Raw genomic sequence first — 19,651 nt, forward strand, 5'->3', positions numbered from 1 at the left:
ACGCAGACCCTACGGCCTGGGGCGGCACCCGCAGTAGCAGGGCGTGCCGGGGGCGGGCCGGTACCACGTGCGGGACGCCCACGGCCGCCGCGGCGTGAACGAGCGGCGCGGCATCGGCGGCGGCGCGTCATCGTCGGCCGGGGACGCGGACGGCGTCCACGGCTCGTACTCGTCGCCACTGAAAGGGGTCACCGCGCTCACCTCCGCCACGAACGGACACTGCCCATTGACCACAGTCTGTAAGCACGGCCCCGGCGACGCCCACCGCAGCGGCTGCCGCGATGACGACATGGCGAGATGTGGACAGCCGCAGCATTCCCGTGGCCTGGCGCGTGACAGGGTGACACGTTCTTCACCCCCAGAGGGAGCCGCCCATGGTCGACCACCCGCCCGAGGAGTTCGCGGAGCTGTACCGCGGGCACTTCCATCGGCTGGCCGTGCAGCTCTACGCCTACCTCGGCGATCACGCGGAGGCCCAGGACGTCACGCAGGAGGCGTTCTGCCGCGCGCTGGAGCGCTGGCACACCGTCCAGGGCTACGACGATCCGGCCGCCTGGGTGCGCCGGGTCGCCTGGAACCTCGCCACCAGCCGGCTGCGCCGCGTCCAGACCGCGCTGCGCCACCTCGCCGGCCAGCGTGAACAGCTCGTCGCCGGCCCGGAGCCGGACCACGTCGACCTGGTCCGCGCGCTCGCCGCGCTGCCCGCCCGGCAGCGCCGCGCCGTGGTCCTGCACTACCTCGGCGGGCTGAGCACCGCCGAGGTCGCCGTCCAGGAGGGCGTGGCCGAGGGCACGGTCCGCTCCTGGCTGACCCGCGGCCGGACCGCGCTGGCCGCCCGGCTCGACGACCCGATCCTGATGCTGCCGGAGGTGCGCCATGGCTGATCGCCTGGAGGACGCGTTCGCCCGTTTCGAGGCGTCCGCGACGCCGCTGTTCCAGCCCGCGCCGGTGAGCGCGCTGCCCGCGATGATCCGCGGGCGGCGGCACAGGTGGGCCGGGCTGCTGGCCGGTGCGCTCGTGCTGCTGGTGGGCGGGCCGGCCGGCGCGTTCGCGGTGGCGTCCTCGGGTCCGGACGGGCCCGTGCCACAGCCGCCCGGCATCCCGAACCGGGAGCACCTGCGGGAGCCGCAGTTCGGCTTCGCGCCCGGCACGATCTGGACCTACTCGGACGGACTGTGCACCGACGACGGCTGCCGGCCGTCCCAGCTGGCCTCGTCGGCGGACCAGGGCCGTACCTGGCAGGTCCGGCCGGGCGCCGAGGGCTTCCAGGACGCGCAGCTGATCGTCTCGCCGCGCGGCGACATCTTCCTGCGCGAGCCGGGCGACACCGTCCACCAGGTGCTGCCGGAGTCCGGCGCGAGCATCCTGACGCCCTCCCGGCCGGGGCCGCCGGAGCTGCTGCTGGAGAACGGCGGCGACCTGATCCTGCGGTGCCCGGACGAGCAGACCTACGGCGGGCCGGACGCGCTCGCCTGCGACCGGCCCGAGGTGGCCGACCTGACCAAACCCTTCGCGGTGGCCGCCCCCGAAGGCATGGGCCGGCTCACCCAGCTGGCCCGGGACGGCAAGGGCCGCGTCTGGCTGCTCGGGCGGGACCCGGACTCCGGCACGTTCTGGCTCAGCTCCTCGGCGGACGACGGCGAGACCTGGGACACGCCGGTGAGGAAGGAGGGCCCGCCCGGCGGCGTCCGGCTCACGGTGTCCCCGGTGGACAGCGACGCCTGGATCGTCGCCGGCGACCCGGTGCGCGTCTGGCGGCTGGGCCACGATGCCGAGCATCTGATCGTGGCGGACGGCGACGGCCGGACCGTGGCCGATCATGCGGGCGGGGTCGCGTCGGAGGGCGAGGGCACGCAGTTCGACGCCGCTGAGCCGTCGATGGTCCGGGCGCTCGGCTTCGGCGTGCTCGTCGCAGCGACGCCCGACGCCGGCCTCTGGATCTTCCAGCCGGACGCCGGGCGGATGCCGGTCGAGGAGGACTTCACCGCGGTGAGCATGGACGTGCTCGCGGACGGCACGCTGGTCGTCCGGGACGCGGCCGGCCGCTTCGGCGTCGGTGCCGGCCAGGGCTGGGAACGCACCTGGGCCTGGCCGGAACCGTGACCGCGCCTCAGCTGATCCAGCGCACCTGCGAGTTGAACACGCCGGTCCAGTCGAAGACGGCCATGTTGTCCCAGCCGTCGCCGGAGTTCTGGATGTCGCGCGGGTCCCAGCCGTTGCCGGGGACCGCGTACCACGTGGGCTCCCAGTAGAAGACGCCGATAGCACCGCCCGCCTTCGCCGCGTTCTGCACCGCGGTGAAGGCGGCGCCCTGCCCGGCCCAGGTCGCCGGGTAGCCGGGGCAGGCCGTGGTGATGCTGTTGCCGGTGCCGTCCGCGTTGCCGAGCGTGAACGGCGTGGCCGTCTCCGCGAGGACCACCGGCTTGCCGTACCGCGAGATCATGTCCTTGATGACGTTGGTCAGGTTGGTCATGGTGCCGTGCCAGTTGCAGTAGTACGACAGCGCGGTGACGTCCCAGGTCACGCCGGCCGCGCGGATGCCGTCGTAGAACCAGCGCGCGTTCGCCAGACTGTCCGAGTTCGCGGTGTGGATCAGCACCTGGGTGCCGCCGTTGCAGGCCTTGACCGCGTTGTAGCCGCTCTTCAGCAGCGTGGCCAGCGGACCGAAGTCATTGTTCACGATCTTGCCGTCGTTCCACAGCATGCCGACGTTGATCTCGTTGCCGATCTGGATCGTGTCCGGCGTGGTGCCCTGCGCCTTGAGGCTGCTGCACAGCCCGTAGGTGTGGTTGTAGACGTCCGTTGCCAGCTGACTCACCCCGTGGCTCGCCCACGCCGCCGGCTTCGTCTGCACGCCCGGGTCGGCCCAGGTGTCCGAGTAGTGGAAGTCGATCAGCAGCTTGAAGCCCTTGGCCTTGACCGTGCGCGCGTAGGCCAGCACCTTCGCCGCGTTGTTGTAGCCGCTGACCGGGTTGACCCACACCCGCAGCCGGATGTAATTGACGCCCGCGCCGGCCAGGATGTCGAGCGGGTCGGCCTGCGCACCCGCGGCCGTGTAGTAGCGCGCGCCGAGGTCGGTGGCGCGCTGGAGCGTGGAGACGTCGGCGCCGCGCATCGACAGCGTGCTGGCCTGGGCCGGCGACGCCACGCCGACGATCACGGCGGCACCGAGCACGGCGGCGGCGAGGACGGATCGCAACGACATGAGGCCTCCGGTGATAGAAGAACTTCAATGACTGTGAGCGCTCACAGTAGACCGTCCGGGCCAAATTCAAAAGCCCTATACGGTACGGTGGGAGCGCTCACAGACATACCGTGCTTCCGCCGCCGGGTAGCCTCGCTGACGCACAGTGCGCAGACGAAGGCGAGGAACACCATGGACGTCGGTTTCATCGGGCTCGGCGGGATGGGCCGGCCGATGGTCGCCAACCTGATCCGGGCCGGTCACACGGTCCGGGTGTGGAACCGGTCGCCGGAGCCGGTCAAGGCCTCGATCGCGGACGGCGCCGTCGACGCCGGCTCGCTCGCCGGGGTCTGGCAGGCCGACGTGGTGATCTCCATGCTGGCCGACGACGCGTCCGTGCGCGCGGTGCTGCTGGACGACGCGCTGCTGGCCGGCGCTCGTTCCTCGGTCCACGTCAACATGGCCACGATCTCGGTCGCGCTGGCCCGGGAGGCCGCGGAGCTGCACGCCACGCACGGCATCGGGTACGTCTCCGCGCCGGTGCTCGGCCGCATCGAGGTCGCCACGGCCGGCAAGCTCAACATCCTCGCCTCCGGCCCGGCCTCGCTGCTGGAGAGGGTGGAGCCGCTGTTCGCCGCGATGGGGCAGCGCACCTGGCCGCTCGGCGACGGCCCGGAGCAGGCGGTGATCACGAAGATCTCGGCGAACTTCATGATCGCGTCGGCGATCGAGGCGATGGGCGAGGCGGCCGCGCTCACCGAGGCGCACGGCGTGGACCCGGGCGCGCTGGTCGACCTGCTGACGAACAGCATCTTCCCCGGCGTGGTCTACACCGTCTACGGCAACATGATCAAGGACCGGCGGTACGAGCCGGCCAACTTCCGGGTGCCGCTCGGCCTCAAGGACGTCACGCTCGGCCTGACCGCCGGCTTCGACGCCCGGGTGCCGATGCCGTTCGCCGGCATCCTCCGCGACCACTTCCTGGACGCGATCGCGCACGGCGACGCCGACAGGGACTGGGGCGCGGTCGCCGAGGTCTCCCGCCGCCGCGCCAACCTCCCCCGCGAGTCCTGACCGCCGCGGGTCCTGCCCCTCGCGAGTCCCGGCCCGCCCGAACCTGCGCGCTCCATGCCCCGCGCCCCGACCACGGTCGGTGTGGCGGAGCCGGTCGGTGTGGCGGAGCCGGTCGGTGTGGCGGAGCCGGTCGGTGTGGCGGAGCCGGTCGGTGGCGGCGGAACTGACACCTCGGCTCGCGGGTGGCGTGGCGGAGATCGTCGGGGTCGGAGATGGCGGGTGGGTCAGGGGCGGAGGTGGCGGCGGAGCAGGGCGGCGGCGGTGAGCGCGGCGGCGCCGACCGCGGCGGTCGCGAGCACCGGCGTCATCACCTTCCGCCGCTGGGCGCCGCTGATCCGGGCGAACTCCTCCTGGTCGTTGACGTGCGGGAACGGCTCGTCCGGCGGCGTGGTGCCGAGGAAGTCGCAGAGCGGCTTCCACCCGTCCGCCACCTCGAGGACCAGCAGCCGGTCCGCCGGGACCGCCGCGATCACCTCCGCGGTGTGCTCCTCGAACAGCCGCGCGAACCGCTCCGCGCCGCCGCCCAGGTCACCGCGGAACGACCGGTGCAGCACCACCCGCTCGGTCATCGCGAAGAACGCGCCCATGTCCGGCCGGAGTCGCCCGCCGAACCGCATCAGCGGGCCGATCACCGGGTGTTCGGCCTGACGCAGGGCGCGCAGGATCGTGGCGTCCATGCTCCGATGCCAGCGATACGGATCGCGCACGGTGAGCACCACGCGCGCGTCCGGGTAGGCCTCGACCAGCTCCCGCCAGAACGCCACGCCGGGCCAGTCCAGCGTGCTGTCGAACCCGTCGAAGATCTCCTCCCACGGCGGGTCGATCGCGCCGTCCGCCGCGTCCGCCGCCTTCGCCGCGGCCAGCCAGCCCCGGGCGCGCGACGGCTTCTCCATCACGGAGAGCATGTGGTAGCACGGTCCGTAGCCGAGCCGCTCCAGCGCGATCCTCAGCGACGCCGTACCGGTTCGTCCGAATCCCACCCCGATGACCCGCATGTTTCGGGACGCTACGCGCGGTGAGCGCGACGCAGCGCGATCCGCCTTCTTTATTTCATCGACCGAAAAAGTCTCAGTCGGCCGTGGGGTCCTCCTCGACGAGGTATCCGTTGTCGACCAGCCAGTCCACCGAGATGTCGTCGCCGGCCGCGGGCAGGAACCGGCCGTCCAGCTTGTACTGCAGGCCGAGGCCGGGCTGGCCGAACCAGGGCGCGATCGGGCCGGCCTCCACCGTGAACGCGCGCAGCACGCAGTACACGTGGTAGTTGCTCTGCGGCGCGCCCGCGGGCGTGTTCAGGTTCTGCGGCGGCAGCGCCCGCTGGAGGTAGAGCGTGTCCACCGGCGCCAGGTACCGCCCGCCGTCGTAGCCGAACCGGTCGATCCGGGTGCCCGCGATCATGGTCTGCTCGTAGCGGACGGCGACGCCGCGCAGGATCAGGAAGCCGTCCTCCGGCGGATACACCCACCCCCGCGCCGTGCGGTAACGGCCGGTGAACGCGTCCCGGCTCATCCCGCCGAACCGCCGGTAGCCGGTCATCAGCGATCCGGCCGGCTCGTCGCCCGGCAGTTGCTCCGGCCCCAGCTCGCCGCGGTCGGAGTAGAACTCACCGGTCGGCTCCGCGGCCGGCGGCGTACCCGCGCGGCAGGGACCGGAGACCGCGGCCGCGGCCGGTGGCGGGGCGGCGACGGCGACGAGGACGGCCGTGACCACGGCGGTGGCGAGCGAGCGGAACTTCACCGTTACCCCCAGACGAAAAGTCTCCAAACAGGAGCATTCTGGGCGGCATTCGGCGGCGGCGAGCCGGGATTCGGCAAGATCGCCCGAGCGCGGCCGCTAGCGGGTATGGTCCCGGAACGCCGACCGGTACGCGGCCGGGCTGGTCCCCACGGTCCGCCGGAACCGCTCCCGGAACGCGGTCGGCGAGCCGAACCCGACCTGACCCGCGATCCGGTCCACCGGGTGCCCGGTCGTCTCCAGCAGGTGCTGCGCGCGCCGGACCCGCGCCCGCAGCAGCCATTGCAGCGGCGTGCTGCCCAGCTGCTCGCGGAAGTGCCGATTCAGTGAGCGCGTGCTCATCCCGGCCCGGCGCGCCATGTCGTCGAGCGTCAGCTCCCGGTGCGCGTGCTCCTCCAGCCAGCGCAGCAACGGCTCCAGCTCCGACCCGCGCGGCGTCGCCGGCAGCGGCCCCACGATGAACTGCGCCTGCCCGCCCTCGCGCTCCAGCGGCATCACGGAGAGCCGGGCCGCATCCGCCGCCACCGCCGAGCCGTGATCGCGGCGGACCAGGTGCAGGCACAGGTCCAGCCCCGCGGCCGCGCCCGCGGACGTCAGCAGCCCGCCCTCGTCCACGTAGAGCACGTCCGGATCCACGGTGATCTCCGGGTGCCGCTCGGCGAGCACGGCCGCGGCCAGCCAGTGCGTGGTGGCGCGCCGGCCGTCGAGCAGGCCGGTCCGCGCCAGCACCAGCGCGCCCGAGCAGATCGACGCGATTCGAGTGCCGCGCGCCGCCGCCTCGCGCAGCGCCGTGAGCGCCGCCTCCGGCACCTGCGCGTCCATGTCGGCCAGGCCCGGCACGATGATCGTGTCCGCCTCCGCGAGCGCGTCCAGCCCGTGCGGCGCCCGCAGCGTGAACGCGCCCGCCTCGATCTCCTCTTTCAGACCACAGACCAGCACACGGTACGGCGTGCGGCCGTCCGGCAGGCGGGTGCGGCCGAACACCTCCAGCGGCGTCGAGAGATCGAACGGGATGACGCCGTCGAGCGCCAGCACGGCAACCGTATGCATGGCTGGAATTGAACCATGCGCGGGATCGAGACATCCGCGCTGAGCTGCTGTTTCCGCCATGGCGAGAATCCGTTGGAAGGTGGCCTTTTCGCCTCTGCCGGTCGGCCGTGGCAGCGCTTACCGTCGTCGCGGTGACGAAGTTCCTCCTCGCCGTGCACGTGCTGGCAGCGATCATCGCGATCGGGCCGATCACGGTGGCGGCCAGCATGTTCCCGGCCGTGATGCGGCGCGCGCTCGCCGCCCCGCCGGACCCGCAGGCGGCCTCCTGGGCCCGCCTGCTGCACCGGATCTGCCGCGTCTACGCGGTCGTCGGCGTAGCCGTGCCGGTCTTCGGCCTCGCCACCGCCGGCAGCCTCGGCGTCCTCACCGACGCCTGGCTGCTCACCTCGATGGCACTCACCGCGGCAGCGGCCCTGCTGCTCATCCTGGTCGTGCTGCCCCGCCAGGCCGCGCTGACCGCGGCCCTCGGAGAGCCGGCCACGCCGGGCATCCCGGACTCAATGGCTGCGGACATCGCGGGCTCGCCGCCGGCGGGCGCTGCGGGCTCGCCGCCGGCGGGCGCTGTGGGCTCGGTGGTGGCGCCGGGCGGGCGGGCGATTCCGCGGCTGGCGATGGCGACCGGGATGTTCAACCTGCTGTGGGCGATCGTCACGGTGCTGATGATCGTGCGGCCCGGCTCGACGACGGGGGTGTGACCGTGCTCCGCCTGCTGCGCGTCGCCGCGGCCGTCGAGGCGCTGTCGCTGCTGGTGCTGCTCACCAACCTGGCCACCGTGCACATCGGCGCGGTCGCGTCCCTGATGGGCCCGGTCCACGGCTGCGCCTACCTCTTCGTGATCATCGCCGCGTTCCGGCTGCCCGGCCTCGGTCGTGCCGGACGGCTCTCCGCACTCGTACCCGGGATCGGTGGTCTTCTGGTCCTAAGGGTTTTCCCGCACCCGTAAGCCCGGGTGACGCCGGATGCTCACCTGTCGATATCCACGGCAGGATGACCAGTGAGTCTTCCCGGGGGGAACGGGGGATCCGGGGGTACGGCCGCCACGCCGTACCCCCGGATCGGGCCCTGTTCCGCGCGGCCAGCGTCGATGTCGTGCGATGCCGGATCGCGTGCGCGGCCGTCCTCACCGCGCTGGCACGCGGCGCTCTTCGCCACCGCCGCGATCGTCCCGCCCGGCCTCGGGCCGCACCCGCCCGACCTCGCCCGCACCTACCCGGCCCCGGCGCCACCGTGACGAACCTGGCCGCCACGCTGGTCCCACCGGCGATCTCGGCTCCGGCGTGGTGGAGGGTCACGGTCGCGATCCTGTTCACCGCGGACGGCGCGGCCCTGCTCCGGCCGTCATCCCGCGGGATGACGGCCGACGCCGGTCATGTCCCCCGGTAGCGCAGCCGGACGCCTCCGGCGCGGGCCGCCCGGCTACGTTTGGCGGATGCCGTCGGAAGGGGCCGGATGTCGACCGTGGTGATCGTCGGGGATGTGGGTGGCTGCGCGGATCAACTCGCCGCGGCACTCCCCGCACTGGTGGCGGATCCGGAGATCACCGTGGTCCAGGCCGGTGACCTGGTGGATCGCGGGCCGGACAGCGCGGGCGTGCTCAAGCTGGTCGCCGAGCGCCTGCGTGAGGTCCCGCAACGGTGGATCCAGCTGATCGGCAACCACGAGGCGCCCTACGCCGGGATCGGCGACCCGTTCTGGCCGGAGCCGCTCGACGACGCGGACGCGCGGCAGATCGCGGACTGGTGGCGCCGTGACCGCATGCGGGTCGCGGCCGCGGTGCGCACCGCGCAGGGCGAGGAGCTGCTGGTCACGCACGCGGGACTGACCGTGGAGTCGTGGCGGGCGCTGGGGGAGCCGGTGACCGCGAGCACGGCCGCGGAGCTGCTGAACACGCGGCCGGACGAGTTGCTGGTAAGCCTGCGCGGGCCGCTGTGGGCGGAGACCGGGCCGGACCTCTACCACGGCTGGCTGACCGGGACGGAGTTCCCGCCGTTCGGGCAGGTGCACGGGCACGACACGATCGTCGACTTCGACACCAGGGGTTGGCGCTGCTCGGAGCGGCTGCGGCAGCGGACCACGGTGGACTGGGACGCCCGGCACACCACCACGGTGATCAAGCGGATGCCGTTCATCGGCGTGGATCCGCGGCACGGCACCCGGGGCGCGCCGGAGTGGTCACCGCTCTATCTGCGCAACGCGACGGTCCTCGTTTAGGGAAGGGCTACGCTCCCCTCATGAAGCTTCCCGCCGCCGCCCGGGCCATCGCCGTCCCCGCCTCGGATGCGGTGGAGGCGGCGCGGCTGCGGGACACGGCGGCGTTCGACGCGGCGGCCGAGGCGCTCGCGGCGCAGGACCAGGAGCGGACCGGGCGGGTGCTCGGCGCGGTGGTGCGCATGCTGGTGGAGGAGTCGCATCAGGACGGCGTGGACAGCGACGACGTGCGCGCGGTGCTGGCACACTGCGTGCGCGAGGCGCTGGCCTGGCAGGACGACGTGGATCCGCAGGTGGTGCTGGTGCTGCTGGCCGGTGCGCTGGGCGTCTACGACCCGGAGGGTGACGACGCCCCACCGAAGGCGCTGGCGCAGGCCCGGCACGGCGCGCTGCTGATCGCGAGCCTGCTCCGGGCGCGGCCGTTCGCGGACTACCTCGGCCTGGCGTTCGATGAGATCGCCCGAGCCGAACACCATGACGGATGAGCCACGGATCATCGAGATCGGCGCCCGGGAGAGTCAGCCCGAGCGGCGGAGGAGCCCGGTCGTACCCGTCGTCCTGGTGATCGCGGCCCTGGTCGCCGGTGCGGTGGGCGGCGCGCGCTGGGAGCACGACCGGGCCCTCCGGCGGGAGGCGGGCACGGTCGCGCTGGTGGTGCGGCCCGGAGATCTCGGGCAGGCCACCGGGAATCTCCCGGGCGACCCGATGTTTGCCCGCTGATCAGCTGGGATACACAGAGGACACGCGATCCTCCCCCGGATTGCACCCTTCCTCACCGGCCGCAGCGGCCCCCTGCCCCCGCAGGGCCGCTGCGGCCGCTTCCGTAAACGGAAGCGACTCAACACGCGAAGGCAGCTCAACGGCGGAGGCCGCTCAACGGCGGCGCTCCTCGATCGCGAGCAGGAGCGCGGCCGGCACGCAGCCCAGCGAGGCGGCCGCGAGCAGCACGAACGCGACCGGAACGCCGTGCCCGAACGCGATCACGAGCCCGGCCGTGGCGGCCGCACCCGCGACCCGGGACACGATGCTGACCTGTGCGGTCGCGTCCGGCAGCTGCGCGGCCGTGACCGCGGTGAACGCGCCGGTCGTACCGGGCATCATGACCAGGGCCAGCGCCGTGCCGCGCACCACCAGCAGCGCCTGCACCAGCGGCCAGGTCAGATCAAGAGCGAGAGCAGCCGTGGGTACGGCCGTGAGCACCGCGCCGGCTGCGGCCACCGGCCCGGCGCCGTAGCGGTCGGCCAGCCGGCCCGCGATCGGCAGTCCGGCCGCGGTCCCGAGCCCGGCCGGAACCAGCAGCAGCCCGGCCTCGGCCGCCGACACACCGCGCCCGAGCTGTAGGTAGAGCGGTAGCACGATCTGACCGCCGAACAGCGCCGCGCCGGAGAACGCCACGGTGACGGTCGCGGCCGCGTACCGCCGGTTGGCGAAGATCGTCAGGTCGAGGATCGGCCGCCGCCGGCCGCGCAACGCCAGCCGGACGAAGACCGCCAGCGCGGCCAGCCCCGCCCCCAGCAGCACCGGCACGCCCGTGCCGCCGAGCACGAGCAGCGGCAACCCGGCCCCGAGCAGCAGCAGTCCGGGCAGATCCAGCGCCCCGGCCGCCGCCCGCCCGCCCGGCACGCGGGGCAGCATCCGCCACGCCGCCCAGAGCAGCGGCAGCCCGACCGGCAGGTTGATCAGGAACATCCAGCGCCACCCGGCCGCGTCGATCAACAGCCCGCCCGCGACCGGACCGAGCGCCGGACCGAGCGTGACCGCGATCCCGGTCGTCCCCAGCACCCGCCCGAGCCGCAGCGGCCCCACCATCCGCCCGATGATCGCCTGCCCGGCCGGCAGGATCAGCCCACCGGCCAGCCCTTGCGCCACCCGCAGCGCGATCAGCCACTCCACGCTCCCTGCCAGCGCACACCCACCCGACGCCACCAGGAAAGCGACCATCCCGCCGAGCCAGAGCCGCTCGGTGCCGAGCCGCCGCATCAGCCACCCGCAGGCCGGCAGCACGGCCGCGAACGCGAGCAGATATCCGGTCGCGACCCACTGCACCCGGTCCAGCCCGGCATCCAGCTCCCGTGTCAGCGGCTCCAGTCCCACCCCGACCACGGCCGCGTCCAGCGTGCTCAGAAACGCCCCACCGGACACCACCAGCGCGGCCCGCCACACCGCCCACGGCACGCGCCCGTCCGGTGGTGGCATCGGCGGCACCTCCGCAGGCCGGGGCCGCACCGGCCCCTATCGCGCACCCGAACCGGCCCGCCCGAACCACGAGCCGGCGCTCACCCCGCACGGTCACGCTACGCAGCGTTGCTCCCACGGACAAGGACGCTGTACGGCAACCCGGCTCGAAGCTCGATGAACGTCACCCACCGCGGCCCGGGGACACGACACTGTCTATCGCGAACCCGACCCGCCGACCCTGTGGAGTGATAGATGCACCGAAGATGGGGCTTAAAGCGGCTTTAATGTCGGTTTTGACGGTTATTCGTTACTCCAGGTGCGCATCGCCGGTCGCAGAGCAACGCGAGGTCGGCGACACTATCGGGAAGAACCATGTCGCAATGTCGGACCAGTGTCGTACCGTTGACCCAACGGAGGGGGTGGTGAGATGATCACGCAGCGTGATGCATGCGAGACCGAGCTGGTCGAGCTGACCCCGGACGAAGAGCGGGTTCTCCTGGAAGACGAGTGCCAGCGGTTACTCGGCATTTCCGTCGAGGAGTTCACGAATGGGTGGCGTTCCGGCGCCTATCGTGACAACACCGACCCGAAGGTGACACAGGTGGCTATGCTGCTGCCTGATGCCTGGTAACAAGCCGCACGAAGCTTTCAACGCGTTCACCACACCGCTGGTGGACGCGTTGGAGTGTGTTACCACCCATCCGCGCATGGAATTCTCCGCTGGTGGATCAAGCATTCTTGATCAGAAGCACAACCTCTTACTGGTCGGACGGCAACTTAAGAACGATGGTTATCTCCGCTTGGGCCGGAGCCCGTTCGAACTGCGGGCTCGCCTCAAGTACATGCTGATCAAGGACGACCGCGAGAACTACGGCCCTCTCAGGGTCACCACCTGCGGATACGACTACTCGATCCGCACGACCGACGGCGCCGCGGTGCTTGACTACCACTGGCATCCGACCGGGTTGTCGCATGAGAAAAGGCCGCACGTCCATATCGGATCGGCCCAGCTCCGCTCCGATGCCGTTCTGTCGAGCAAGCGCCACGTCTATACCGGACGCGTCACATTCGAGGCAGTCGTTCGCGAACTCATCGAGCTGGGCGTGGAACCGATGAGCAAGGACTGGGGCGACCTGCTCGACATGTGCGAAACACCCCATCTCCTGCATCGGTCGTGGCACCACGACTACGAATCGGAGACGGGAAGAAACGCACCGCCGGATTGATCGCCATCTGCGGCAGCGAGGCACGGCAAACGCCCCCTACCCCGCCAATGGTTGAGAGCGGAACATGACGAAGCCGGCCACGGATTCCCGCGACCGGCTCACATCAGAGAAAGAGCGTCAGTCCGTGCCCGACTCCATGGCGGCCGCGTCGAGCAGCTGGTCCTCGGCGGGCTCGGACGGGCCGGCCGCGATCGCCTCGGCGCCGCCGGCCGGCATGGCGCCGATCAGCGTGGTGGTGGACGGCTGGGCCGCGATCACCTGGGCGCCGCCGACGATGCCGATCCGCGCGTACTGCTCGAGGCGGGCGCGCGAGTCGGCGATGTCGAGGTTGCGCATGGTGAGCTGGCCGATCCGGTCGATCGGGCCGAACGCGGCGTTCTCCGTGCGCTCCATGGACAGCTTGTCCGGGTGGTAGCTGAACTCCGGGCCGGTCGTGTCGATGATCGAGTAGTCCTCGCCGCGGCGAAGCCGGAGCGTGACCTCGCCGGTGACCGCGGCGCCGACCCAGCGCTGGATCGACTCGCGGCTCATCAGCGCCTGCGGGTCCAGCCAGCGGCCCTCGTAGAGCAGCCGGCCCAGCTTGCGGCCCTCGGAGTGGTACGTCGCCAGCGTGTCCTCGTTGTGGATCGCGTTGACCAGCCGCTCGTACGCGATGTGCAGCAGCGCCATGCCGGGCGCCTCGTAGATGCCGCGCGACTTCGCCTCGATGATCCGGTTCTCGATCTGGTCGCTCATGCCGAGGCCGTGCCGGCCGCCGACCGCGTTCGCCTCCAGCACCAGGTCGACGTCGGAGCCGAACGTCTTGCCGTTGATCGCGACCGGACGGCCCTGCTCGAAGCGGATCGTCACGTCCTCGGGCAGGATCTCCACGGACGGGTCCCAGAACTTGACGCCCATGATCGGCTCGACCAGCTCCAGGCCGACGTCCAGGTGCTCCAGCGACTTGGCCTCGTGGGTCGCGCCCCAGATGTTCGCGTCGGTGGAGTACGCCTTCTCGGTGCTGTGCCGGTACGGCAGGTCACGGGCCTGCAGCCACTCGGACATCTCGTGCCGGCCGCCGAGCTCGTCGACGAACGCGGCGTCCAGCCACGGCTTGTAGATGCGCAGCGACGGGTTGGCGAGCAGGCCGTACCGGTAGAAGCGCTCGATGTCGTTGCCCTTGAACGTCGAGCCGTCGCCCCAGATCTGGACGCCGTCGTCGAGCATCGCGCGGACCAGCATGGTGCCGGTCACGGCACGGCCCAGCGGCGTGGTGTTGAAGTAGGCCCGGCCGCCGCTGCGGATGTGGAAGGCGCCGCAGGCGAGCGCGGCCAGGCCCTCCTCGACCAGCGCGGCGCGGCAGTCGACCAGGCGGGCGATCTCCGCACCGTACTGACCGGCGCGGCCCGGGACGGACGCGATGTCGGGCTCGTCGTACTGACCGATGTCAGCGGTGTACGTGCAGGGCACCGCGCCCTTCTCGCGCATCCACGCGACCGCTACGGAGGTGTCGAGACCACCGGAGAAGGCGATGCCGACACGTTCGCCGGCGGGCAATGACGTAAGCACCTTGGACACGCTGGAAGTATATGCAGACACACGCATGATCATGCAACTGGGATGCCGAGCCAGCGATGTTCCGCGCGTAACCCAACCATTGGCGCCATAGCCTCAGCGGGATTCTCACCAACAGGAAGCGGGCTGACATGTACGACCTGACCATCGACCTGGGCGACCGCCTCGACGCACTGGCCGAGATCGGCGAGGCCTTCGGCCGGGCCGGCGTGAGCATCGAGGGCGGCGGCGCGTTCGGCCCGGTCGCGCACTTCCTGGTCGCGGACCCGGACGCGGCCGCGGCGGCGCTCGGCCCGGGCCGGATCACCGCGGTCCGCACGCCGCTGATGCAGCGCCTCGACCAGGACACACCCGGCCAGGTCGGCGCGCTCACCCGGCGGATGGCCGACGCGGGCGTCCAGATCGAGGTGCTCTACAGCGATCACGACGGCAACCTGATCCTGCTGGTCGACGACGCCGAGGCCGGCGCACGGGTGTCGGCCGCGTGGACGGCCCGGCGATCGTGACGCGCGGCTCACGACTGACGCGGATCGTGATGATCGGCACCGGCGGAATCGGCGGCACGTCGCGACAGGCCCATGGCCTCCACAGTGTCCGTCGCGGCAACACCCTACGATCAACCGGTGCGAATCGAGTTCACGTACGCGCGTCCCCGGGAGTACTTCCGCGAGCAGCGAACGGCGGCGGGCCGCGCCGCGGCGGCACCGAGCCTGCTCGGCGCCGTGCTGCTGTTCGCGGCCGGGACCGCGGGGAGCCTCACCGCCCTGCTGTCCCCCGGCGTCACCGACGAGCTGGCGCTGGCCGGGCTCGCGCTGGTCCTGATCGCGGTCGGGCTCTGCATCCAGGCCCACGACCGCTGGCGGGACGAGCTGACCGTGCCCGCCTCCTGGTGCACCCCCCGCGAGTGGCTGATCACCGACGAGGCCCTGGAGTCCACCACCCCGATCGGCAGCACCACCTGGAACTGGGCCGGCATCCACTACGCCCTGCGCATCCCCCACGCCTACTTCTTCCGCGCCGAGGAGGGCGGCCGCTCCTTCGACGTCCCCCGCGAGCCCCTCACCCCCGAACAGGAACAAACCCTCGAGGACTTCATCGTCGAACGCGGCCTCGTCATCGACGAGCCCATCCGCTCCCGCTGACCCACACGCCGCCCGCGACGCCACCAGACTGGTGCCATATTCGGTACGACACGAGGAGGCGTCATGCCCGCGGCGATCGACGGGCTGCGCGGCGCGATGCCGGGTGAGTGGCGGATGAGCGACGTCTGAAAATCTCTCGCGGGTACGGGGTGCCGGCGTTAGCCTGCGGGGAAATCTCGATCCGGGAGTGTGGTGACCCATGACCGTCGTCGGTTTCGGCTCAGGAACGCGGACAGCCAACCGAGACGTGAGGACATACGCCTGTGGATCTGCCGAAGCACTTCGTCATCCGAGAGAGTAGTCATCGGGTCCTGAACCCGATCGAGTCGGCGCAGCTGGCGACGCTGGGGGCCGCGCTGCGGCTGCCGGCCGGCGGCACGCTGCTGGATCTGGCCTGCGGCAAGGGCGAGCTGCTCTGCACCTGGGCCCGGGAGCACGGCATCACCGGCACCGGCGTGGACATCAGCACCGCGTTCCTGGCCGACGCCCGCGCGCGGGCCGCCGATCTGGGGGTCGCGGACCGCGTCACGTTCCTGCACGGCGACGCCGGCGCGTACGTCGCGGCGGAACCGGCCGACGTGGTCGCGTGCATCGGCGCGACCTGGATCGGCGGGGACACGCCGGGCACGGTCCGGCTGATGGAGTCGAGCCTGAAGCTGGGCGGGATGCTGCTGGTCGGCGACGTGTACTGGCGGGCCGACCCGCCACCGGAAGCGGTCGAGGCGCTCTTCGGCGCGGACTGCCTGTCCCTGCCGGGCCAGGTCGAGCGGTTCCACGAGCTGGGTTACGACGTGGTCGAGCTGGTCGCGGCGGACGAGCGCGGCTGGGACCGCTACGCGGCGGCGAGCTGGCTGAGCATGCGGCGCTGGCTGGACGCGAACCCGGACGACGAGCTGGCGCCGGAGATCCGGTCCGAGCTGACCCGGTCGCAACTGCAGCATGTGCGGTGGCAGCGTCCGTACCTCGGCTGGGGTGTCTTCGCCCTTCTGCGGCGATAGAAACCACGGCGGCGAACCGTCAAGATCGGTCTGCTAGCGTCTGCGCCGTTCCATTGTGGGAAACCCTGGAGGATCCATGGCCATCACCGGTGATCTGAGCAAGATCGTCGACAAGGAGTACCAGGACAAGAGCCTCGAGGAGATCGCGGCCGCGCCGGTCGCGGCCCTCGCCGGCATCAGCGAGAACGGCGCGAAGTACCTGCGCGACGCCCTGGGCATCAAGACGATCGGTGAGCTCGGCCGGAACAAGTACTTCCGTGCCTCCGCGGCGATCGTCGACCTGCTCGACGCCAAGTAGGACCGAGCCCGAGGGGGTACGGGACGTACCCCCTCGGGCGCGTTCTTCACAACGGGACGAGAGCCGCGTTCCAGACCTCGGCGGCCTCCTCGTGGGAGTGGACGCCCTCGCGGAAGGCGTCAGCGATCTTGAGGAACTCCTCGCGCCCGACGTTGTCGAAGCCGAGGAACCTCGGGCGATGCACGGCGAATCCGTCTCTGTCGGTGTTCGGACGGTACGGGATGGCCACCGCCATGGCGCTCCGCTCCGGGAAGTAGGAGACGGCGCGCACGATCAGCGCGTCGATGCGCGGCGTGGCGGCGAGGTGGATGAACCCCTCGACGACGAGCGCGGCGCGCGTGGCCGCGAACTCGTTGGACTCGAGCGCCTCCTGGCCGGTCAGGACCGAGATGCCCGGGTCCTCGTCGGCGAACCGTGCCATGGCGCGGTCGCCGTCGGCCTGCTCGTAACCCATCAACGGGACGAGCTTGTCGCCGGCGGACACGCTCCAGATGCCGTGCGCTGCGAAGAACCCAGCTAAGCGGGCTGTCTCTTGCATGGCTCCGGAGGATACGGCACCCCGGCTACACCTGATGTTGCGCGCGTTTGTCAAGGTGCCGATCCGGGTGAGGCCGAGATCACAAGCGGCTGACCTCGTTCAACGCGACCAGCGCGGGCTGCCGGGCGGGCCGGGCGCACAACGCGCTGTCATGATGTTGTCTTCGTCCCTTTCGGACGGCCGGGCGCCACCGGGTGCACGAAACGTGACGGCCCCGACCGGGGATTATGACCGTGGGTATCCGAAGCGGAGGTTTTCCGTCACCCCGGGTATGACTTTCGGTAGATTGAACCCGATGGCCGGTCACTCTACGGTGAGTCGAGTGAGTGCCGTGAGATCGTTGAGGCCCCTCCCGATCCGTTCCGTCGCGGCGCGCCCGGCGCACCGGGCGTCGTTCCTGGGCCGGCAGCCGGAGATCGCGGCGTTCGGCGAGCTGCTCCGGCCGGACAGCCCACACGCGCTGCTGGTGGTCGAGGGCCCGGCCGGGATCGGCAAGACCGCGCTGCTGGCCCGGTTCGCCGACGAGGCGCGCGCGGCCGGCCGGACCGTGCTGCGGGTCGACGGGCGGGACGGTGACGAGGAGCGCGCGGACGCGGCCGGGCCGGGCGCGCCCGTGGTGCTGGTCGACGACGCGGACCGGATCCCCGCGCTGGAGACGTGGCTCTGCGACCGGCTGCTGCCCCGGCTGCCGATCGACGCGCGCGTGGTGCTGGCCGCGCGCCGGTCGCCGGTCACCCGGTGGAGCGCGGACCCGGGCTGGTTCCAGGCGATCCGCCCGCTGCCGCTCGGCCCGCTCAGCCGGATGGACTCCAGCTCGCTGCTGCACCGCTTCGGCGTCGCACCGCACCTGCGCCGGGAGATGATCGCGTTCGCCGGCGGGAACCCGTCCGCGCTCGCGCTCGCCGCCCGCACCGCGCAGGTCTCCATCAAGGACGGTGACGGCTGGGTGCCGGCCCAGGAGCTGCTGGACCGGGTGGTCGAGGCGCTGGCCGGACCGTTCCCGTCCGCCGTCCACCGGCGCGCGCTGCAGGCCGCCGCGCAGTCCGTGGTGATCACCGAGGATCTGTTGCGCGCGGTGGTCGGCGACGAGGCCTCCGCGATGTTCGAGTGGCTGCGCACCCAGTCCTTCATGCACGCGTCGCCGTTCGGCCTGGTCCCGAACGGCGCGGTCCGCTACTCCGTGGACGCGCAACTGGCCCGGCGCGACCCGGACGGTCACCGCGCGCTGCACGACCGGATCCGCGACTACCTGTTCGAGCGCGCCCGGGTCGCGGCCGGCGACGCGGTCATGCCGGCCATGGTGATGCTCGGCTACCTGCACCGCCGGTTCGGCGCGACCGCGTTCTACGACGCGATCCTCGGCATGCCGACCGGCGCTCCGGAGGACTCGGCCGCGGGACCGACGACCGGCGGCGTGTACGAGGACGCGGTCGACCCGGCCGAGCTGCCCGCGCTGCTCGCGCTCAGCGACGAGCCGGAGATGGTGGCGTTCTGGTTCGCACGCCAGCCGGCCGCGTTCCGCGCGTACCGGCGGGAGGCCCCGATCGCGCTGCTGGACACCGCGCGCGTCGGGCCGTTCCACCCGCTGGAGCCGCGGGCCGGGCGCGGCGAGCTGATCGGCTTCTCCGCGCTGCTCCGGCTCGGCGTGGAGGACCTGGCCGAGTGCGGGCACGACCCGGTGCTGGCGGCCGCGTGGGCGTTCACGCACACGGCCGCGCCGATCACGGCCGGCGAGGAGCTGGACGTGCTGCGGTTCGTGGCCCGCCCGGCCGTGGGCACGCCGGCGGCCCAGCGCCCGGCCGGCGAGCGCCTGGCCGACCCGCTGGAGCGCCGCCGGGCCGCCGCCGTGCAGGACCTCGCGGTCTACCGGGTGCTCGGCCGGGTGGTCCGGCGCGACCATCCGGCGTGGACGTTCCTGGCGACCGGCGACCCGGCGCCGTGGACCGGCGCGCTGCGCTACTTCGACATGCCGGGCACCGGGCTGACCGCGACCAGCGGCGGCCGGGAACGGCACCTGTTCGCGCACGACTGGCGGGCCGCCCCGCCCGCGGAGTGGCTGGCCGCGAACTCGCGGCGCCCGGTCGAGGAGCTGCCCCCGCGGGCGGACACCGGCCTGACCGTGCTGACCCGGGCCGAGTTCGACGCCGAGGTCCGGTCCGCGCTACGCGCCTGGCGCCGGCCGGAGCGACTGGCGGAGAGCCCGCTGCTGCACACCGGCCTGGTTCGGGACGCGGACGACCCGGTCGAGACGCTGCGCCGCACGCTCGCCACGGCGGTGGAGGCGCTCGGCCGGTACGGCCGGACCGCGAAGCAGCACCGCGTGCTGACCACCACGTTCCTGAGTGGCGCGCCGACGCAGGAGGCGGCGGCGCGCCGCCTGGGACTGCCGTTCAGCACCTACCGCCGGCACCTCACGGTCGGCCTGGCGACGCTCTGCGACCGCCTCTGGCTGGGTGAGGAATAGCGGGGA

Annotated in this window: 24 protein-coding genes; 16 read left to right on the plus strand and 8 right to left on the minus strand. The window is 72.2% G+C overall.

What is annotated here, in order from left to right; translation table 11 throughout:
* Nucleotides 1-9: 9 nt before the first annotated feature.
* On the minus strand, nt 10-192 hold the full coding sequence (locus J2S43_RS25980; RefSeq protein WP_306833517.1) for a hypothetical protein: 183 nt from the start codon (nt 190-192) through the stop codon (nt 10-12).
* Between the two features lie 182 nt (nt 193-374).
* Here J2S43_RS25980 and J2S43_RS25985 point away from each other — a divergent pair, with 182 nt between their 5' ends.
* Nucleotides 375-884, plus strand: coding sequence for an RNA polymerase sigma factor (locus J2S43_RS25985; protein WP_306833519.1), 510 nt, complete (start codon nt 375-377; stop codon nt 882-884).
* A complete protein-coding gene (locus tag J2S43_RS25990; RefSeq protein WP_306833521.1) occupies nt 877-2,103 on the plus strand; it encodes a hypothetical protein in 1,227 nt (408 codons plus the stop codon). Before J2S43_RS25985 ends, J2S43_RS25990 begins: the two co-directional genes overlap by 8 nt.
* 7 nt (nt 2,104-2,110) lie before the next feature.
* Here the strand turns inward: J2S43_RS25990 and J2S43_RS25995 are convergent, their stop codons facing one another.
* On the minus strand, nt 2,111-3,205 hold the full coding sequence (locus J2S43_RS25995) for a glycoside hydrolase family 53 protein (RefSeq protein WP_306833524.1): 1,095 nt from the start codon (nt 3,203-3,205) through the stop codon (nt 2,111-2,113).
* A 171-nt stretch (nt 3,206-3,376) separates the two neighbouring features.
* On the opposite strand from J2S43_RS25995, the gene J2S43_RS26000 reads away from it, so the two are divergent.
* Entirely contained in the window at nt 3,377-4,258 is an 882-nt protein-coding gene (locus J2S43_RS26000) for an NAD(P)-dependent oxidoreductase (protein ID WP_306833526.1), read from the plus strand.
* Between the two features lie 224 nt (nt 4,259-4,482).
* Here J2S43_RS26000 and J2S43_RS26005 read toward each other — a convergent pair whose 3' ends face one another.
* The 3 genes from J2S43_RS26005 to J2S43_RS26015 all read right to left on the minus strand — a co-directional run bounded on the left by J2S43_RS26005 (nt 4,483) and on the right by J2S43_RS26015 (nt 7,039).
* The gene (locus J2S43_RS26005; protein WP_306833528.1) at nt 4,483-5,253 is read right to left on the minus strand and encodes a sulfotransferase family protein; all 771 of its coding nucleotides are present in this window, start codon (nt 5,251-5,253) and stop codon (nt 4,483-4,485) included.
* Nucleotides 5,254-5,326: 73 nt separating this feature from the next.
* Complete coding sequence (locus J2S43_RS26010) at nt 5,327-6,019, minus strand: TNT domain-containing protein (RefSeq protein ID WP_306833530.1); 693 nt, start codon at nt 6,017-6,019, stop codon at nt 5,327-5,329.
* A gap of 69 nt (nt 6,020-6,088) precedes the next feature.
* Nucleotides 6,089-7,039 (minus strand): GlxA family transcriptional regulator, encoded by a 951-nt coding sequence (locus tag J2S43_RS26015; RefSeq protein ID WP_306833532.1) that lies wholly within the window; start codon nt 7,037-7,039, stop codon nt 6,089-6,091.
* A gap of 131 nt (nt 7,040-7,170) precedes the next feature.
* Between J2S43_RS26015 and J2S43_RS26020 the strand changes: the two genes are divergently transcribed.
* The 6 genes from J2S43_RS26020 to J2S43_RS26045 all read left to right on the plus strand — a co-directional run bounded on the left by J2S43_RS26020 (nt 7,171) and on the right by J2S43_RS26045 (nt 9,967).
* The gene (locus J2S43_RS26020) at nt 7,171-7,734 is read left to right on the plus strand and encodes a hypothetical protein (RefSeq protein ID WP_306833534.1); all 564 of its coding nucleotides are present in this window, start codon (nt 7,171-7,173) and stop codon (nt 7,732-7,734) included.
* On the plus strand, nt 7,731-7,982 hold the full coding sequence (locus tag J2S43_RS26025; RefSeq protein ID WP_306833536.1) for a DUF3817 domain-containing protein: 252 nt from the start codon (nt 7,731-7,733) through the stop codon (nt 7,980-7,982). The genes J2S43_RS26020 and J2S43_RS26025 overlap by 4 nt, the downstream gene beginning before the upstream one ends.
* 44 nt (nt 7,983-8,026) lie before the next feature.
* The gene (locus J2S43_RS26030) at nt 8,027-8,422 is read left to right on the plus strand and encodes a hypothetical protein (RefSeq protein ID WP_306833539.1); all 396 of its coding nucleotides are present in this window, start codon (nt 8,027-8,029) and stop codon (nt 8,420-8,422) included.
* Between the two features lie 66 nt (nt 8,423-8,488).
* Nucleotides 8,489-9,250 carry a metallophosphoesterase gene (locus J2S43_RS26035; protein WP_306833541.1) on the plus strand — a complete coding sequence of 254 codons (762 nt, stop codon included), beginning with the start codon at nt 8,489-8,491 and terminating at the stop codon, nt 9,248-9,250.
* Nucleotides 9,251-9,270: 20 nt separating this feature from the next.
* Nucleotides 9,271-9,732 (plus strand): hypothetical protein, encoded by a 462-nt coding sequence (locus J2S43_RS26040; RefSeq protein WP_306833542.1) that lies wholly within the window; start codon nt 9,271-9,273, stop codon nt 9,730-9,732.
* A complete protein-coding gene (locus J2S43_RS26045) occupies nt 9,722-9,967 on the plus strand; it encodes a hypothetical protein (protein WP_306833544.1) in 246 nt (81 codons plus the stop codon). The genes J2S43_RS26040 and J2S43_RS26045 overlap by 11 nt, the downstream gene beginning before the upstream one ends.
* A 153-nt stretch (nt 9,968-10,120) precedes the next feature.
* On the opposite strand, the gene J2S43_RS26050 is transcribed toward J2S43_RS26045, so the two are convergent.
* Complete coding sequence (locus tag J2S43_RS26050; protein WP_306833546.1) at nt 10,121-11,443, minus strand: DHA2 family efflux MFS transporter permease subunit; 1,323 nt, start codon at nt 11,441-11,443, stop codon at nt 10,121-10,123.
* 409 nt (nt 11,444-11,852) lie between these two features.
* Here J2S43_RS26050 and J2S43_RS26055 point away from each other — a divergent pair, with 409 nt between their 5' ends.
* On the plus strand, nt 11,853-12,056 hold the full coding sequence (locus J2S43_RS26055) for a hypothetical protein (protein ID WP_306833548.1): 204 nt from the start codon (nt 11,853-11,855) through the stop codon (nt 12,054-12,056).
* Nucleotides 12,046-12,651 carry a hypothetical protein gene (locus tag J2S43_RS26060; protein WP_306833549.1) on the plus strand — a complete coding sequence of 202 codons (606 nt, stop codon included), beginning with the start codon at nt 12,046-12,048 and terminating at the stop codon, nt 12,649-12,651. The genes J2S43_RS26055 and J2S43_RS26060 overlap by 11 nt, the downstream gene beginning before the upstream one ends.
* A 117-nt stretch (nt 12,652-12,768) precedes the next feature.
* Here the strand turns inward: J2S43_RS26060 and argG are convergent, their stop codons facing one another.
* A complete protein-coding gene (gene argG / locus J2S43_RS26065; protein WP_306833551.1) occupies nt 12,769-14,208 on the minus strand; it encodes an argininosuccinate synthase in 1,440 nt (479 codons plus the stop codon).
* 128 nt (nt 14,209-14,336) lie between these two features.
* Between argG and J2S43_RS26070 the strand changes: the two genes are divergently transcribed.
* From J2S43_RS26070 to J2S43_RS26085, 4 genes are all read left to right on the plus strand, one after another.
* Complete coding sequence (locus tag J2S43_RS26070; protein WP_306833553.1) at nt 14,337-14,711, plus strand: ACT domain-containing protein; 375 nt, start codon at nt 14,337-14,339, stop codon at nt 14,709-14,711.
* A gap of 117 nt (nt 14,712-14,828) precedes the next feature.
* On the plus strand, nt 14,829-15,347 hold the full coding sequence (locus J2S43_RS26075) for a hypothetical protein (protein WP_306833555.1): 519 nt from the start codon (nt 14,829-14,831) through the stop codon (nt 15,345-15,347).
* A gap of 263 nt (nt 15,348-15,610) precedes the next feature.
* Nucleotides 15,611-16,345: an SAM-dependent methyltransferase gene (locus tag J2S43_RS26080; RefSeq protein ID WP_306833557.1), complete on the plus strand. Its 735-nt coding sequence runs from the start codon at nt 15,611-15,613 to the stop codon at nt 16,343-16,345.
* Between the two features lie 76 nt (nt 16,346-16,421).
* Nucleotides 16,422-16,643 (plus strand): hypothetical protein, encoded by a 222-nt coding sequence (locus tag J2S43_RS26085; protein ID WP_306833559.1) that lies wholly within the window; start codon nt 16,422-16,424, stop codon nt 16,641-16,643.
* Between the two features lie 46 nt (nt 16,644-16,689).
* On the opposite strand, the gene J2S43_RS26090 is transcribed toward J2S43_RS26085, so the two are convergent.
* Nucleotides 16,690-17,181, minus strand: a complete 492-nt coding sequence (locus tag J2S43_RS26090; protein ID WP_306833561.1) for a hypothetical protein — start codon at nt 17,179-17,181, stop codon at nt 16,690-16,692.
* Between the two features lie 322 nt (nt 17,182-17,503).
* Between J2S43_RS26090 and J2S43_RS26095 the strand changes: the two genes are divergently transcribed.
* A complete protein-coding gene (locus J2S43_RS26095; protein ID WP_306833562.1) occupies nt 17,504-19,645 on the plus strand; it encodes an ATP-binding protein in 2,142 nt (713 codons plus the stop codon).
* Nucleotides 19,646-19,651 lie beyond the last annotated feature (6 nt).

It is taken from the genome of Catenuloplanes nepalensis (genome assembly GCF_030811575.1).
Classification (GTDB): domain Bacteria; phylum Actinomycetota; class Actinomycetes; order Mycobacteriales; family Micromonosporaceae; genus Catenuloplanes; species Catenuloplanes nepalensis.